Below are 15,234 nucleotides of genomic sequence, written 5' to 3' on the forward strand. Positions count from 1 at the left end.
AATGATGATGCTAACGACCGCTTTAAGTCTTGGACCTGCCGTTAGTGAGGCAGGATTTCACTTCTGTAATACGCACCAAGACGACGTTCAATGGAGCAATTTATAGGTGGCTTTTGATGTGTTTAGCACCGAAATTTAGCTGAACTAGATCATAGTATCGTGCCAGCATATAAATTATTTATATATGCGCTCAATTTTGTTTTTATTCAAAAAAGTATCATGCTCCTTGCTGATGTTTTATTTAACTGTATGCTAATGGCTCAGTGGTCAGACCTTTGATTGCGGTAAATTATTATAGAGGGTTGTAAGTAAGCAATGAAGCAGCAGTCGTTATATATTCAAGGTGAAGGTTACCAACTACATCTTCGCCATATTTCTAAAAATTCAGCGGGCACACCGGTATTAATGATCCACGGAGCGATAGAGAATGGCTTTATTTTTTATACTGAGAAAGGTAAAGGTTTAGCCTGTTATTTAGCGGAACAGGGCTTTGATGTTTATGTTGCTGACCTGCGTGGTCGCGGGAAAAGCACACCAATAATAAATGCCAAGTCTGATTTTGGTCAATTTGAAGTGATTAGCCAAGATATTCCCATGCTTTTAGATTACATCGCTAAAAAAACCAACAAAGCCATGCATGTTGTTGCTCACTCATGGGGCGGTGTCTTGATGGCGAGTTGTTTAGCTCGTTATCCAGAACGTTTATCACAAGTGTTAAGTAACACCTGTTTTGGCACAAAAAGGTCGGTAACGGTCAGAAGTATAGAAAAGTTTTTAAAAGTGAATTTGTTTTGGAATAATTTTGCCATCAAGCTAGCAAATAAGCATGGTTTTTTAGACGCAAAAAGGTATGGCATAGGCTCAGATAATGAAACGAAAAAATCGCTTGCACAGAGTGTTGCTTGGGTTAAAAAAGGTGCTTGGCTAGATCCTCACGATGGTTTCGATTATAACAACGCCGCTAAAAATATAGTATGGCCGCCGTCTTGGCATTTTACCGGGGTAAAAGATAAGGTGTTAGGGCATGAGCAAGATGTAAAAGCTTTTATTGCCGAGTCATATAATCATCAAGCTAAGTTTAATTTACTGTCAAAGAAAAATGGTAATGCCCTAGATTATGATCATATTAATATTCTGACTCACCCACAGGCGGTTACCGATCATTTTCCACTGTTAGCTACATGGCTAAAAACGCATCAATAATTTGAGTAAAATCTCGCTAGATAGCCATTTCATTCGAGCCGTGATACAGTTTTTGTCTTATCAACATTAACATTTTGATTTCAGATAATAAAAGCTCAAACTTGTTCAACACCAATCATGCAGTAGGAAGTTCATGTTTAATTTTATCAACCGTTCTATTATGCGTCAGTTAGTTGCTGGCATATCAGGTGCAGTGGCGCTATTACTGATCATCACTTCATTTTTTATCCTGTCAAATGTCAGTGATAACACGCGAACACAAATCATTAGCTCGATTGAAGATATTGTGAAACTGCAATCGGCAGAGGTACGTGGTTTTTTTGAAGCGAAAGGACAAATAGTGCACAGTGTTTTTGCTAGCCCACAAGTTATCGATTGGTTTTCCAACTATGACCAAAGACTTGCAGATATCGATAACAATAAGCAATACCAACAAGTCACTGAATATTTTAAATTTTTCTCAACGAAAGATCCAGCCATTAAAAGTGTCTTTTTTGGTAGTGAAAATACTCATGAATATTTTGATTTAAATGGTCGCTATACCGATGCCGACTATTACACCAATCAACGACCTTGGTGGACTTATGGTATAGAGCAAGGGCAAATGTATGTTACCGACCCTGCGGTTGATAACAATGATGGCTCTATTTCAGCGACAGTAACCGGGCCTTATTACTTACCTAATGGCAAACTATTAGGCATTGGTGGTATTGATATTTTAATCTCCACTATAGGTAAAGATTTACTGTCAAAAATTAAATATCAAGGTGAAGGTGAAGCCTTTTTAATGACAGATACCGGTAAACTGGTGTTTTTTCCTGGCTTCAATACGCGCTTCTCGCCAGGTGATTTGATGCAAGACATAGACACTAAGTTTGCTGATGCGTCGGGCTTTAGCCAATTACAGCACCTAGCCTTAAATAATTCTTCCGGTATGGGCAGTGTTGAGTGGCAAGGGGAACAGTATACAGTTGTCTTTAATCAGGTACGCAGTGACTTTCCTAAAATGAACTGGAAGCTAGGTTTTATGGTGCCAGAAAAGCTTATTTCTGAACCCGTTACCCAAGCTTTTTGGTCATCAAGCTTTATCGTCTTGATTATCATCGTCTTAATCTCGGTAGTTGTTTATGTGATGGTTTTACCGCTGACTAAACGTATCACTCGTTTACAACAAACCATGCATGATATCGCGGAAGGTGATGGTGATTTGACTAAGCGTATTGAACCGCTTAAAGATGATGAAATTGGTCAATTAGTCAAAGAATTCAATACCTTCATTGATAAAATTCAAGCCTTAGTGAAAGAAACCGTGGTGATTACTGCCGAAGTGGGGCAATCAACCAAGATTGCTTCCGCTATTAGTAAGCAAACTATCGAAATTATTGCTGAGCAAAAACAAGAAATTGCCTTGGTTGCCACTTCGGCGAATGAATTGGCGCAAAATAGTAGTGAAATATCCTATAACGCTAATTTATCACAAGAGTTGGCCAATAGTGCTGAAGCTCACGTTGCTCAAGGGGCATCCGTGGTTAATCAAGCCACTGCCGGTATCAGCAAGTTAGCTGAAAATATTAGTGCCGCGGCAACTGTGGTTAATAAACTGAAAGAAGATAGCCAGAGCATTGGTGACGTGTTGAGTGTGATTCGCGGTATTGCCGATCAAACCAATTTATTAGCCTTAAACGCCGCCATTGAAGCGGCTCGAGCGGGTGAACAAGGTCGAGGTTTTGCCGTGGTTGCCGATGAGGTGAGAACGTTAGCCTCGCGGACACAAGAATCAACGGCGAGTATCGAAAAAATTATTGATGAGCTACAAACCACAGCATCAAAAGCGGTGACAGTGATGGAAAGTAGCCGAGTCGAGGCTCAGTCTAGTGTTGAGCTTACTGAGCAAGTGCAAGCGGTGTTAACTGAGATCACCGGTGTTATTAGTAACATTCAAAGCCAAACACAAGAAATTGCGCTCTCGGTTACTCAGCAGTCAACCGTTGCTGAAGAGGTCTCGAAAAACATCGAAAATGTGCGAGCGTTGACCGAAGATACTGTACAAGGCGCCGCAGAAATGCGTGAGGGTTTACAGGGTTTACAAACCTATTCGGAAAATCTGACTACAGTCGTTAATCAATTCAAAGTTTAATCATTAAACTAAATTAACAAAACTTAAGCGTGCAGATGTTCATCTGCACGCTTTTTTTTGTGCTGTTAATAGTGTACTCGCTCATTTAATACCTTAAACGTTTCACTAGCTCTATCTTCTTCAGCGCAAATAGTTAATAAATCTTCAATAAAATGATTTAGCGCTCGGTGTTCAATTTGTTGTACTTTTTCTTGCTGTGCTGGCGTTAACATTTGATAGCTAGTAGCAGCACCAAAGTCGCCAAAAATGATATTACCTTGAGTATCAAATAAGGTGTTATGGGCGTATAAATCACCGTGACATACTTTGCTTTTATGTATGTGGTTAAAGACATCTTCCATTTGCTGCACTATGTGGGTGATGAGGGTAATAGTTAAACTAAAACCTTGTGGAAATGTGTCACGGGTACAACTTTTAAAGCAAGGTGGCAGACCTAGGTTTTTATAGTGTTCAGGAATTAAATTCATGATTAACGCTAGGTACTTACCTCCTGAGTTTAAGTCTTCCTTCACTTGCGCCAACGATTGTATTAAATTTGGGTGATTACCGACTTGCAAACACGCTTGTAATTCATCTTCTGGGTAGCCGTCACTGGTCACATCACCTTTAAATACTTTCACGGCAATGTCATCAGGGAATTGAGACTGGGCACTATGCCAATGGGCTTTTGAAATAACGCCAGAAGCGCCTTGGCCAAGGACATGTTCTAAATTGTAGCTAGCTGATGATAGCTCAGGTACCGATTTAGCCTTAGCTTTTTCTCTGGCACTAAGTTCTGAGAATGGGTTACCGGCAAAAGCCAGCCAAGCTAGCTTTGGTAAGTTTAATAATTGCTCCGGGCATGCAGTTAACTTATTGGCTGAAATTCGAATCAGTTCAAGCTTATGAGCTCGGGCTAATGATTGCGGTAATTGCGTTAAGCGGTTACCGGCTAAGGCTAGCTTTTGTAATCTAGGTCGTTCACCTAAAGAGTCAGGTAAGGTGGTAATTTGATTATCGGTTAATATTAACCAACGCAATTGCGCCGGCAGTGAGTTTGGCGCTACGTGTGTTATTTGGTTTGATTTAAAGCCAACCATCTCTAAGTTAGGTAACTTTCCTAACACTTCAGGCAGGTGTCTGAATTTATTTTGCGAAGCGAAAATTATTTTTAGTTTTGTCAGCTGCACCAGCTCGTCAGGTAGCGATGACAAGGCATTACTTGATAAGTCGAGTATCTCTAAACTGTCAGCCAAGGTTAAAATTTCTAGGGGGAATTCGGTTAGATTTTCAGCGAGTTTTAACTGATTAATGCCGGCGAGTTCACCAGAGCGAAGCTGAGCAAGAGTGTGCAAAATAAAGCGTCCGTTAGAGGTAATGAAAAACGGCGCTAGTGTACTGGAATTCTGGCTGTAATGCTCATGCTATGCGATCTAATGTGAATTTCAGCCACATTAGTCAAGCGAATTTGTGGTTTTACTTTTTGAAAAAAGCACCTAGTCTCATTGCTGAAGCTAGGTGCAAAAGTGTAGGGAGTTAACTTAATTCTTCATTACATTTAGGATTATTTTTTCCAAACACTGGCAACACCAGGCTGCTCACCTTTAGTCCACCAAGCAGCGGTATACGTTACGTTATTATGTGACACTTTATCGCCGCCGTTATACACTAAATCTGCGCGCCAGGCTCTTACTTGACCGTCATCAGGAATAACTTCCGACCATGCAGCACTTTGATCTGGCTGTTCATCTTTAGTCCACCAATTGGCTTTATAAGTTACCTGGTTATAAATAACAGTATCGCCAGTATTATAGATTTTACTGCTGTCCCAAGTACCACTGCCGCCGGTAGCTTTGTTAGTTACCGTAACGGTGAAACTTTGTGAAGTAACGGCAGTACCATCACTCACCTCAACACTTACCATATAGTTAGTATCAGCTGTTACGTCGCCGGCCGTTAAGGTGACATTGGCACCTGAGCCTGTAAGTGTTAAACCGGTAGGTACTTGCCAGGTGTAAGTTAGTGCGTCGTTATCAGCATCGCTAGCAACAACAGTAATGCTTATTTGCATTGCTTCTTCTATCGTTACATCACTTATAACGTTAACAACAGGCGCAATATTACCAGTACTGGGTGCAACTACCGTTAATGTGGTCGATTTACTTACATTTGTTTTACCATCGGATACTGTCAGGGTTAATACATAGTTAGTATTTTGGCTAACTGTACTGGCGGTAATATCAACATTAGCGCTATTAGTTGCCCCAGTTGTTAAGGCACTAGCAACTGTCCAGCTATAGGTTAAGGCATCATTATCGGCATCAGTTGCTGTCGCTGCGATAGTAATCATTTCACCAGAGTTAACCGAAAAACTACTGGCTAATGAAATCACCGGTTTTTTGTTAATTGGGCCTACCGTGCCACCTAAACCTTCATGCATGGCATTGAGAATATCGCCATTATCGGCATCAATTTCCCAAGCAAATAAACCACCTAAACCACTGGCTTTAACATATTGACCTTTAGCAATAACAGAACGTGGGCTATCGTAAGTCACTAAAGTGCCTGATTGCTTGTTCCATACATAAGCCGCATCAGCCATTTCATCATAACCAACTTCAAAACCATTAACACCAGTACCAGCAGCGCCAACCATATGCTGAGCAAGGCCTTTGTAATCAATAATGCCGGCTTCCCAAATACCTTGTGCAGAAGTGCCGGTCAGTTTTCCAGTACCGTCAGCTGTCATGGGATTGTCTAAAATGCTGGTGTTATCTGGAAATACACCTTGCCAACCACGACCATACATAGCAGTACCAACAACAATTTTTTTCGCCGCTACACCTTGTGCTAATAATAAATCTACCGCATTGGTGATGGTATAAGCAGGGCCTTTACGTGGTTCGCCTTTATCATCCAAACCCGTGCCATTACACTCATCAACACTCAAATGGCTACCACAATTTAAACCAGTTTGATGACCAGTAACGTTGTTCCAGCCGCCAAAAAAGTCATAAGTCATGGCAAAAATGTAATCCATAAACTGCGCAGCTGCGGCGTAGTCGACATCTTCAATTTTGTCATAACCTGAGCCGATTGCTGAGGTTAATTCATAGGTGCGACCGGTATCCGCTTCTAACTCGTTTAACATGGTGCGCAACTCTTGCATTAAAGCAACATAAGCTGGACCATCATTAATCGGGTCACCTAATGTTGATGAAGCACCACTACCACCAGGAAATTCCCAGTCAATATCAACGCCGTCGTAGAATTTCCATGTTTTTAAGAATTTTTTCATTGAGGCAACAAACACATCACGGTTAGCTTTCTCAGTAAAACCATAGAAAGGGTCTGATAACGTCCAGCCACCAACAGAAGGTAGTATTTTTAAATCAGGGTTACGTTGTTTTAACGCCATCAATTGCGCGTAGGTACCACGAATAGGCTCGTTTGAGTCTATACCGGGTAAGGTTTTTTGTACTGCTGCCCACGGGTCATGAATAACCACTTCATAATCAGCCGAGCCTGCACAGGCTTTTTCTAATGCGCGCCAGCTATTGCCATTCTCTATTTCTTTGAGTGACTCATTAGCGCCACAAATTGGAATAAAGCCGTATAATAAATGCGTTAAGTTATCCGCGGGTATTTGGCTAACATCATAACCACGGCCGTAAATTCCCCACTCAACAAAATAAGCACCAACAACATTATCTATCTGTTTTGGATAGCTTTTATTATTCGGATCTATATTCATGGTTAGGGGGGCTAAATGACCGCCATCGGTATCGGCAATAACGATTTCTTTTTGTGCACTGGTTGCACACACTGTGCCTTCACACAATTCGATAGTTAGCTGATGACGACCAGATCTATCATAAGGAAAGTTAATAACGCCGCTTTTAGTGCCTGCAGCGAAAGTGCCTTGATTAACCAGTGCATTATCGAAATATACTTTGTAGCTATCGCCACCAGTGCCGCTCCAGGAATTCCATTTAATAGCGATATCAACTTGCTCTTTTACTGTCACTAAATCTTTATAGGAGCCATTGCCTTCAAGGTCTACTTCTACAAAAGAGTAGGTTTGTGGGGTCCAATCTATACTTGGTACAGCGGGTGCTGCAGCGGCTTGTTGCGATGAGAGTGCGGCACTGATTGCGCACATTGTCAGTAATCTTCTATTCATAATTGCCTCTTATTATAATATTGCTGAATTTTATACCCTTGGTATTATCAGCATTGTTGTTGGTATTATTTTGTGGGGGATTCTTGAGCAAAGGCCTTTTCCTAAGGCAGGGAATTAACGTTTTTGCCAAACATTGCTGACATCAGGCTGGTCACCTTTGGTCCACCATTTTGCTTGGTAGTTAATTTGTTGATAGCTAACCACAGCACCTTGGGAGTATTCATTTTGGGCATGCCAAATGATCATGCTACCGTCGGTGGGTGAGTCGAGTTGCCAAGCATTGCCGCTGCTAGGAAATTGGTTTTTGTTCCACCATTTGGCCGAATAAACTTTATTTTCATAACTAACGTTATCGCCAGTAGAGTAGGCTGTAGTGCTTTGCCATTGCGGAACGCTTGGCTCGACTGAGCTGTTGGTAACCGTGACGGTAAAGCTTTTTGTGGTGGTTAACCGGCCATCTGAAACTTCGACACTGAGGTTAAAGTTGGTGTCGGCATCAACAGCCGGGGCAACTATAGTGATATTGGCATCAGTGCCGGTATAGCTTATTTCATTCGGTATCTTCCAAGTGAAGTCCAAGTTCACTTGTTCGTCATCAAAGGCATGTACATGAATGTCCTGTGCGGTAGACTCTGCTATAACAATATTGGCAATGTCATTTACTATCGGTGCGGTATTTACTGGTGCAGTTTGCATGGTAAGAACAAAGCTATGATCTTTATCGGTTAGATAAGTGACATTACTGAGCAGGCTGGCCCCATCAAAAACAATATCTCCTTGAGGGTTTTTTACGCCAATTTGCAGTAAATGGCTGTAATCAAGGTTCAATGATTGCGCTAAATCGCTAGCCCAACTTGTTTGATTTAACTCGGTTATGGAGAGTTGTTGCTTTATTAACTCTTGGCCGGTAGCGTTGAATACTCGTAAGCTGACGGTTTCACCAGCAACTACTTCTTGCCCTTGTTTTACGTAGAAACCAGCATTGAACCAAGTGTCAGGCTGAACATTATCTCGGACTATGGAAATGTCACTACAGTTATAAAATCCCTCACCAGCTGCGTCATCTCGCTGCCAGCGGCTATATAAAATGGCATCGCCAACTCTATCTGCGGGTATGTTGACATCCATCTGATAAAAACGTCGGCCATCGTCATCTTTAATGAAATCGACATTAGCGTGTGACTGCACCAAGGTGATATCTGACCAAGTTAGTGGCATGGTGTTGCCATCATAGTTAGGGTTAGATAAATAAAACTGCCAGAAGCTAGGGTTATGTGGCGTGCTGGCTAAAAACTTTATTTTTATATCGCCATTGGCATTTGGCACCACGTCACTGCGTTGCCAATAAGGTGAAGGCAAGTTCATGCCTTTTTTCTTGTCATCGCCACCGGCACATAAAGTACCATCGGGTATGTTGGCTTTCACGGCAGCTAAATTTGTATAATCAGCAGTATTGACTGCAAATTCATGATGCTGGACAAATTGAAAGTGACCAGAGCTTAAGTAAGCGGCACGACAAGCCGCATTGGGAATATTAGAGCCATCTTCAGGCCACCAGTAACCTTGTTGTAATTGACAAAATGCTTGGCGAGCCATAGGACTGAACATATAACCATGGGCAGCAACTTGCATACTGGCGCCAGATAAGACACTGGTTAGTACTAAAGCCAAGGTAGTGGACTTAAATTTTAGCTGATTTTTAGACATAGAGTTCCCCTAGCGATAAATACTTAAGTATTTATCGCTGGTTAATTATTAAAAATTATTTGAGTTAATTGCTGCGTTTATAGAGGTTTTATAAACTACAAACGTCATCCCAGTCAGCACCACCTGGCGCTGAGTTTGTCCACCACTTTGCTTTGAAAACAGCATTATTGTGCACAACCATATCGCCTTGGTTGGCATGACTAGAATTACCGGCCCAATCTTTTTGCGGGAACTCTGGGTAGACCGATAGTGTTGCAACATCAACACCGTCACATGTTGTGCCATTTCCGCCATCAGAGCCGCCACCTGTGTCACCGCCGCCAGAAGTTGCTTCCGGTAAGCTTGGGTACTCAGCTTTGAAGGCAAAAACTTTACCGTCTTTTTCTATGGTGAAGTTAACTGGGCCACTAATTGGCATGTAGTACATCACCTGAGCATTCACGGTTTGACCTGGTGCGAATGGTTCAGCTGCGCCGCCCCATTCGTCAGTCAAGGTAATTGAGAAGCGATGGAAGTCATTTTCGAAGCCGCCGATGTTATTGCCAACACTATTTGAGGCGTTGTTATCAATAGCCATGTTAAGTTTCTTAGTGGCATTCCAGTTTGATTTGAAGATTGCTGACGTAGACACTGGCACATCAAAGGATATTTTTGCCCCTGAAAAATCAATGGTAGAGTTGTTAGTAAAGGCAAAAGTAGGACTAATAGGGTAGTTATCATCACCACTTGGGAAGTCTTTAGCGGCAAAGCTTACATCAACCATTGCTGCTGGTTTTATAAAGTTCTTATTACCTTTATCTATACCATAGGCTGTGCCACTTTGATTGAATTTGTCATAAGCAATGGTGGTCATGGTTGAACCCATAAAATATTCACCTTTGGCAGCATCATAATCAAAGTCGCCCGCAAGCTCCCAGAACATTACGCCACCTAAACCACGGTCGATAACGTAATCAACCTTAGTAGCCATCGACTCTTCATCTTCGATCGAGATAAAGACTTTTTTACTGTCATTCCATAACCAAGGCGCTATGGCAGCGCTGTCATAATAACGGGTATAAGTGCCAGTTAATTTATCACTTGGCTCATTTACCGGATCAAGGCCGTAAGCGGCTGAGTAGCTGCCAACAATGCCTTTTTCTAAGTTTTTAATATGCCATAGCGGGTTAGAGCCAGCAGGCACTTCTCGGTCATTTTCGGTATCATGCCAAAGGTTGTCGATACCGACAGCGCCATTACCACAGCTGTTTTTATCGCCTTTACCTGTTCCTTTAGGACAGTTAGCTTGATCTGGGAAAACTGCTTGACCCCATAAACCATTGGTACCGCCAGTAACATCTTTAAAACCACGGGTGTAATAAGGAATACCAATGTTGATACGACCAGCGGATAAACCGCCGCGAAAGTATTTTACCGCCCAGTCGGTATTTAAATAACCAATGCCTTCAAATTCTTTAGTGCCGTAGACATCCCATGCGGCTAGCTCAGAATCTAAACCGGTATCAAACAAGGACGCATTGTGACCTACGTGTGAATTCCAGGCACCGTGCAAGTCGTAAGACATGATATTGACGTAATCAAGATATTGTGTTGCTTGGAAGGTTTCCATACCGCGCAATAAGTAACCCGATGATGGTGACGCTATGGTCAGTAAATAATGTTTACCAGCCGCTTCACCGGCAATATCGAGACTTTCACGTAGTGACTTCATCAGTACTTGATAGGAAGCATTTAGCTGTGCTCGGCGGGCATTTGAAAAACTGAAATCATCTGGATGACCAGAATCAGCCATTGATGATGGGTATTCGTAATCAATATCGACACCATCGAAACCGTATTTTTCAATAAATTCAACCGCGCTGGCGCTAAAGGCTGAGATTGCTGCATGATTAACTGTGCCATCGGCATTGGTGGTTAAGGTATAAAAACCGCCATCGGCAACACGACCATTGTCAGCAAAGTGACCACCTGTTTCAGCCCAACCGCCGACCGAAATTAAGGTTTTCACCTTAGGGTGTAACTTTTTATATTTATTTAACAGGTTGAAGTGACCTTTATACGGCAAGCTAGGATCAAGCTCTGCACCGACAACACCAGGCCATTCCATATTGGTGGCAGGATTGTTGGCTGAATTTGGCTCACCAATGGATACTTTATTGTTAGCGTCTATATGGGCAAAGGCGTAATTGATATGGGTGACCTTGTCCCAGGGAATATCATTAACCAAGTAACTTGGTTGATTGTTTGCGCCATTTCGCCAACTGGTGAAGTAACCAATAATACGGCGCGGGTGATCTACGCCCATCAACTCACGACCATTTTGATCGTAAATTGTACAGTATGGCGTATTCACGCCTGGTGTTTGGTATAAGCCTTCAGGGCGACAGGCGTCAGCATCGTTACCTGTTTGTCCATCGGTAACTACGGTAAAGTTGATAGTATTACTGAGTGCAGTTGCACCCTGGTCATCGGTTGCTGCCACAGTAAAAGCTTGCGGACCTAAGGCAGTTGCTGTCCAGGTAAAGCTGCCTGAAGCGGCATCGATGGTATTTATCACCACACCATTCTCAAGTAACGATAACTGAGTCACTTGACCGTCGCTATCAGTGGCGGAATATTCAAAATTTATGGTACTCGCCACTAAAATTTTACTGGGTAAGGTTGCCATTAATGTTGCCGTTGGTGCTTCATTGACCGGAGGCGTATCTTTAGCGGTTACTGTTAGTGTGGTGTTTTCCGTACTCGTTTGTGCACCTTTATCATCAAAGGCAATGGCTTTTAACAGATGTTCACCTAAGACTGCAGACCAAGTGAATTGGTAGGGCGAGCTAGTTAACGTAGTTAACATAACATCGTCTAAATACAGTGCAATTTTGGTGACACTACCGTCTTCATCAGCGGCGAATACGGAAAAGACAACGCTGTCATTTTTAAAGAAAGAACTATTTTTTGCCGGTGAGATGATAGACACAGTAGGTGGACTGTTTTCAACCACGACACCAGCACAAGTGCCTAGGTTTTGCCATTCTTGCCATTCGCCAGAATGAGTTACCGGGTCGGTCTTGTTCCACCAGTTTGCTTTAAACGCTTGCTCAGCTGATTTTACTATTTGCTCGGCTACCGATACTTGCTCTGCTTGCCATTGGGTTAAATTACTACAATCATAAGTGGCCGCATAAACAGAATTACTCAGTAAAGCGACGAATAGCGCACTTAACTTTAAGGCCTTATTTATTTTTATTATCTGTTCCATACTCTTCCTTTACATTTATTTAACATTATTCATGATGTTATTTAAAAATAACACATAAGTTTTAAAGGTCAATATGTCGCCATTTGTAGACAAAAATTAGCAGGATAATAATTAGTCTGTTTTTATTTATTAAAATCAGTTGGTTGAGAATGTTTTCAGAACGACAGTAAAAAACTGTAATTTTAGACATATTTGGATGTGTATGGTGGTGTTAATGGGATGTTAATTATATTGTAGCTGTTGTTTAATAGGACTGTCAGGTTAAAAAATAACCATTGAAATATTATGTTATAAGGTATTCCCAATAAATATATACTACTTGTTCTTTGCGGCGAATAAGATAAAAAAGTCTCAAAAAATTAAAGCGTTAGCGAGTAATATTTAGAGTTTTTATTCTATTTTTAGTGTGTAAAAGACCATAAGTAAGTTATTAATAACGATTGCTGCAATCAATATAGATGCAGTGAAATTGTACTGGTCCGTTAACTTTGCCGATGTAATATTAGTTAAAGTAACTGGCCTAAAAACACCGTGGCATTATGGGCTACTATAGGGAAAAGCAAACTGCCAGTTTTCTCTCGCAACCACAGCAGAGCTAAGCCATAAACACTGGAAAAAACAATACTGATATAAAAAATATGCCAATGTGATTGTTGCCAAATTAGGCCATTTACTAGCGCAAAAAGCAGCACCAGCAAAATGCCGGCAATATTAACTTTTGCCCGATAAATAGGGTAACGTGCCGAGATAATTGCTTTCGACATTACATAGAGTAATACCCCACGATAAAGCATCTCTTTATCTAACCCTGACATTGTCGTTAAAAATAAAAGTTCTTCAGGATCGGTGGAACCATCATCACCACCAAATAAACTGGCAAAAACAAACCTAAATGCTAACAGTAGCAACAGCTTTTTATTGCTGGAATAAGTGAGTTAGGTGCTTGTTTTAAGGTAAAGCCAGCATCGGCTAGGCTAAATTTTTTCTGCCCTAGCCATAGAAGAAGTAGAGCCAGAAAACTGCATGTAATTACGGAGAATTTATCAGCCCAAGGCCAAGCGAACTGGGCAAATAAATGTTCTAAAGGTAATAGAGTGTTCAGCATGCTAGGAGCTAAGACATAAGCAGAAAATAAGGCAATAGCGACTAAGGACCAATTAAGTTTAATCTTAATAAGTTTACGTTGTGATAAAGCTAAACACAGCACGGCAATAATGAATATATAGGCAGTGAGTGGTATTAATAAATCAACCATACAATATTGACTGCTCTGTTAAGTAGTTTATTTTCATTAACTTAAAAGATAACATGAGTGAGGTAAATAAAATTACCTAGGTAGCAGTGTTATTGGGTAAAAGAGCTAACTGCAAGTTTGCCTTTAGCTTTTTTTATTTTAGCTCTAGCGCTAAGGGCTAGTTGCTTACTTACTCTGCTTGATATTTAGGGTGCAGTGCTAAATAATCACACCAAATACTAAAGTGAGTATGATTAAAGCGCACATCAGTTGCGGTAAACCAGTGGGAAGATTCTATCGCTTTAAGACGAAAAAATACTTTATGACCATCGATGGCAATATGACAAATTAGATTTACCATGGTGTCATTACTGACTTGTACTTCGGCAAAGCCTGTGACATTACGTTGATGTTTTACCGTTATTTTAGGCATGGCTATGGCACTAGTAATGAATAATAACAAAGTGAAAAAAGTAAAAATATTAACGGTCATAATCCTATTTTTAAAAGTATTTAGAAAATAATATTAAGTTTAGCATTGAAAGCTTAATTAAGTGTCTCCATAACTTATAGCAACGCAGTAATTTCATTCTAGTTATAGCAATTCAATTACAATATTATAAAAATATGCTCTATAGAAGCATTTATACGAGATAAAATCATGGCTAATTTTGTAGCAATTAAAGCAGACAAACATCAAAACCTTAAAGTTTCACAAAAACGAAACTTAGCACATGTTGCTAACCAGCACATAATTACTATAACGGCAGCAGAATATGCACAAGCTTCTGCTAGCTTCCCAATAGTACTGGTTAAAAATCCCGATTCCCCACGCTACCGTAGTGTTGCCATGTTAGGTTTAGAAGCAGGTGAAAATTTATATTATAATGATGACAAGTGGTCCGCTTTATTTGTGCCGCAAAGCATTGCTATGGCACCATTCTCTTTGGGTTTAGACCCAGACAAAGAAAAAACCTTAACGGCATGTGTTGATGTCGATAGCGAATTTGTTGGTGAAGATAAAGATTTAGCGTTATTCGAAACTGAGGGTAAAGAATCAGAATTATTAACGAATGTACAAAACTCACTTGGTCGCTTATATGAAAATGAAAAAATGACTGAGAACTTTATCAAAGAATTAGAAGACAATGATCTTTTACAAGAGCTTGAATTAAAAATTGACTTAAGTAGTGGTGAAAAGAAAAAACTTACCGGTCTTTTTACTATTAATGAAGATAAAGTGAAATCATTAGCCGATGATAAAGTGTTAGATTTCCACAAACGTGGTTTATTTGTACCAATCTATGCCATGTTAGGCTCTTTAGGACAAATGAACCGTTTAGTGCAACTTCGCAATCTTACGGGTAAAAATAAAATTGCCGGTATCCAAATTGCGCCATTAGCTAAACAAGAAGTGAAAGAAGAAGTTACTGAGAGTTAATCAACGGTCGAATAGTGGCTTAAATATTTTTAGAAAATGATAAAAGGGGCTTCGGCCTCTTTTTTGTTTCTTTTTGTTAAAAAAAGTTACTTTCATA

The 15,234-nt window shown here is 40.7% G+C and carries 10 protein-coding genes; 3 read left to right on the forward strand and 7 right to left on the reverse strand.

Going from position 1 to position 15,234, the window contains the following annotated elements:
- Positions 1 to 315: 315 nt before the first annotated feature.
- Positions 316 to 1,203 carry an alpha/beta fold hydrolase gene (locus MTCD1_RS03040; RefSeq protein WP_057179249.1) on the forward strand — a complete coding sequence of 296 codons (888 nt, stop codon included), beginning with the start codon at positions 316 to 318 and terminating at the stop codon, positions 1,201 to 1,203.
- A gap of 133 nt (positions 1,204 to 1,336) precedes the next feature.
- Complete coding sequence (locus MTCD1_RS03045; protein WP_057179250.1) at positions 1,337 to 3,340, forward strand: methyl-accepting chemotaxis protein; 2,004 nt, start codon at positions 1,337 to 1,339, stop codon at positions 3,338 to 3,340.
- 65 nt (positions 3,341 to 3,405) lie between these two features.
- Here MTCD1_RS03045 and MTCD1_RS03050 read toward each other — a convergent pair whose 3' ends face one another.
- From MTCD1_RS03050 to MTCD1_RS03080, 7 genes are all read right to left on the reverse strand, one after another.
- The gene (locus tag MTCD1_RS03050; RefSeq protein WP_057179251.1) at positions 3,406 to 4,674 is read right to left on the reverse strand and encodes a leucine-rich repeat-containing protein kinase family protein; all 1,269 of its coding nucleotides are present in this window, start codon (positions 4,672 to 4,674) and stop codon (positions 3,406 to 3,408) included.
- 209 nt (positions 4,675 to 4,883) lie between these two features.
- Complete coding sequence (locus MTCD1_RS03055; protein ID WP_057179252.1) at positions 4,884 to 7,502, reverse strand: glycosyl hydrolase family 18 protein; 2,619 nt, start codon at positions 7,500 to 7,502, stop codon at positions 4,884 to 4,886.
- Between the two features lie 114 nt (positions 7,503 to 7,616).
- The gene (locus MTCD1_RS03060) at positions 7,617 to 9,209 is read right to left on the reverse strand and encodes a lytic polysaccharide monooxygenase (RefSeq protein WP_057179253.1); all 1,593 of its coding nucleotides are present in this window, start codon (positions 9,207 to 9,209) and stop codon (positions 7,617 to 7,619) included.
- An 88-nt stretch (positions 9,210 to 9,297) separates the two neighbouring features.
- Positions 9,298 to 12,462 carry a glycosyl hydrolase family 18 protein gene (locus MTCD1_RS03065; RefSeq protein WP_057179254.1) on the reverse strand — a complete coding sequence of 1,055 codons (3,165 nt, stop codon included), beginning with the start codon at positions 12,460 to 12,462 and terminating at the stop codon, positions 9,298 to 9,300.
- 506 nt (positions 12,463 to 12,968) lie between these two features.
- On the reverse strand, positions 12,969 to 13,370 hold the full coding sequence (locus tag MTCD1_RS03070) for a CPBP family intramembrane glutamic endopeptidase (protein WP_057179255.1): 402 nt from the start codon (positions 13,368 to 13,370) through the stop codon (positions 12,969 to 12,971).
- Positions 13,358 to 13,717, reverse strand: coding sequence for a hypothetical protein (locus MTCD1_RS03075; protein WP_057179256.1), 360 nt, complete (start codon positions 13,715 to 13,717; stop codon positions 13,358 to 13,360). Before MTCD1_RS03075 ends, MTCD1_RS03070 begins: the two co-directional genes overlap by 13 nt.
- 169 nt (positions 13,718 to 13,886) lie before the next feature.
- Positions 13,887 to 14,189 (reverse strand): hypothetical protein, encoded by a 303-nt coding sequence (locus MTCD1_RS03080; protein ID WP_088568898.1) that lies wholly within the window; start codon positions 14,187 to 14,189, stop codon positions 13,887 to 13,889.
- Between the two features lie 168 nt (positions 14,190 to 14,357).
- Here MTCD1_RS03080 and MTCD1_RS03085 point away from each other — a divergent pair, with 168 nt between their 5' ends.
- Entirely contained in the window at positions 14,358 to 15,137 is a 780-nt protein-coding gene (locus tag MTCD1_RS03085) for a SapC family protein (protein WP_057179258.1), read from the forward strand.
- Positions 15,138 to 15,234 lie beyond the last annotated feature (97 nt).

It is taken from the genome of Colwellia marinimaniae (assembly GCF_002207865.1).
GTDB classification, from domain to species: domain Bacteria; phylum Pseudomonadota; class Gammaproteobacteria; order Enterobacterales; family Alteromonadaceae; genus Colwellia; species Colwellia marinimaniae.

Bases quoted from the DNA above. Each gene is read 5' to 3' on its own strand.
- MTCD1_RS03055 (WP_057179252.1), bottom strand. From the start codon at position 7,502: ATGAATAGAAGATTACTGACAATGTGCGCAATCAGTGCCGCACTCTCA.
- MTCD1_RS03060 (WP_057179253.1), bottom strand. From the start codon at position 9,209: ATGTCTAAAAATCAGCTAAAATTTAAGTCCACTACCTTGGCTTTAGTA.
- MTCD1_RS03045 (WP_057179250.1), top strand. From the start codon at position 1,337: ATGTTTAATTTTATCAACCGTTCTATTATGCGTCAGTTAGTTGCTGGC.
- MTCD1_RS03080 (WP_088568898.1), bottom strand. From the start codon at position 14,189: ATGACCGTTAATATTTTTACTTTTTTCACTTTGTTATTATTCATTACT.
- MTCD1_RS03065 (WP_057179254.1), bottom strand. From the start codon at position 12,462: ATGGAACAGATAATAAAAATAAATAAGGCCTTAAAGTTAAGTGCGCTA.
- MTCD1_RS03085 (WP_057179258.1), top strand. From the start codon at position 14,358: ATGGCTAATTTTGTAGCAATTAAAGCAGACAAACATCAAAACCTTAAA.
- MTCD1_RS03040 (WP_057179249.1), top strand. From the start codon at position 316: ATGAAGCAGCAGTCGTTATATATTCAAGGTGAAGGTTACCAACTACAT.
- MTCD1_RS03075 (WP_057179256.1), bottom strand. From the start codon at position 13,717: ATGGTTGATTTATTAATACCACTCACTGCCTATATATTCATTATTGCC.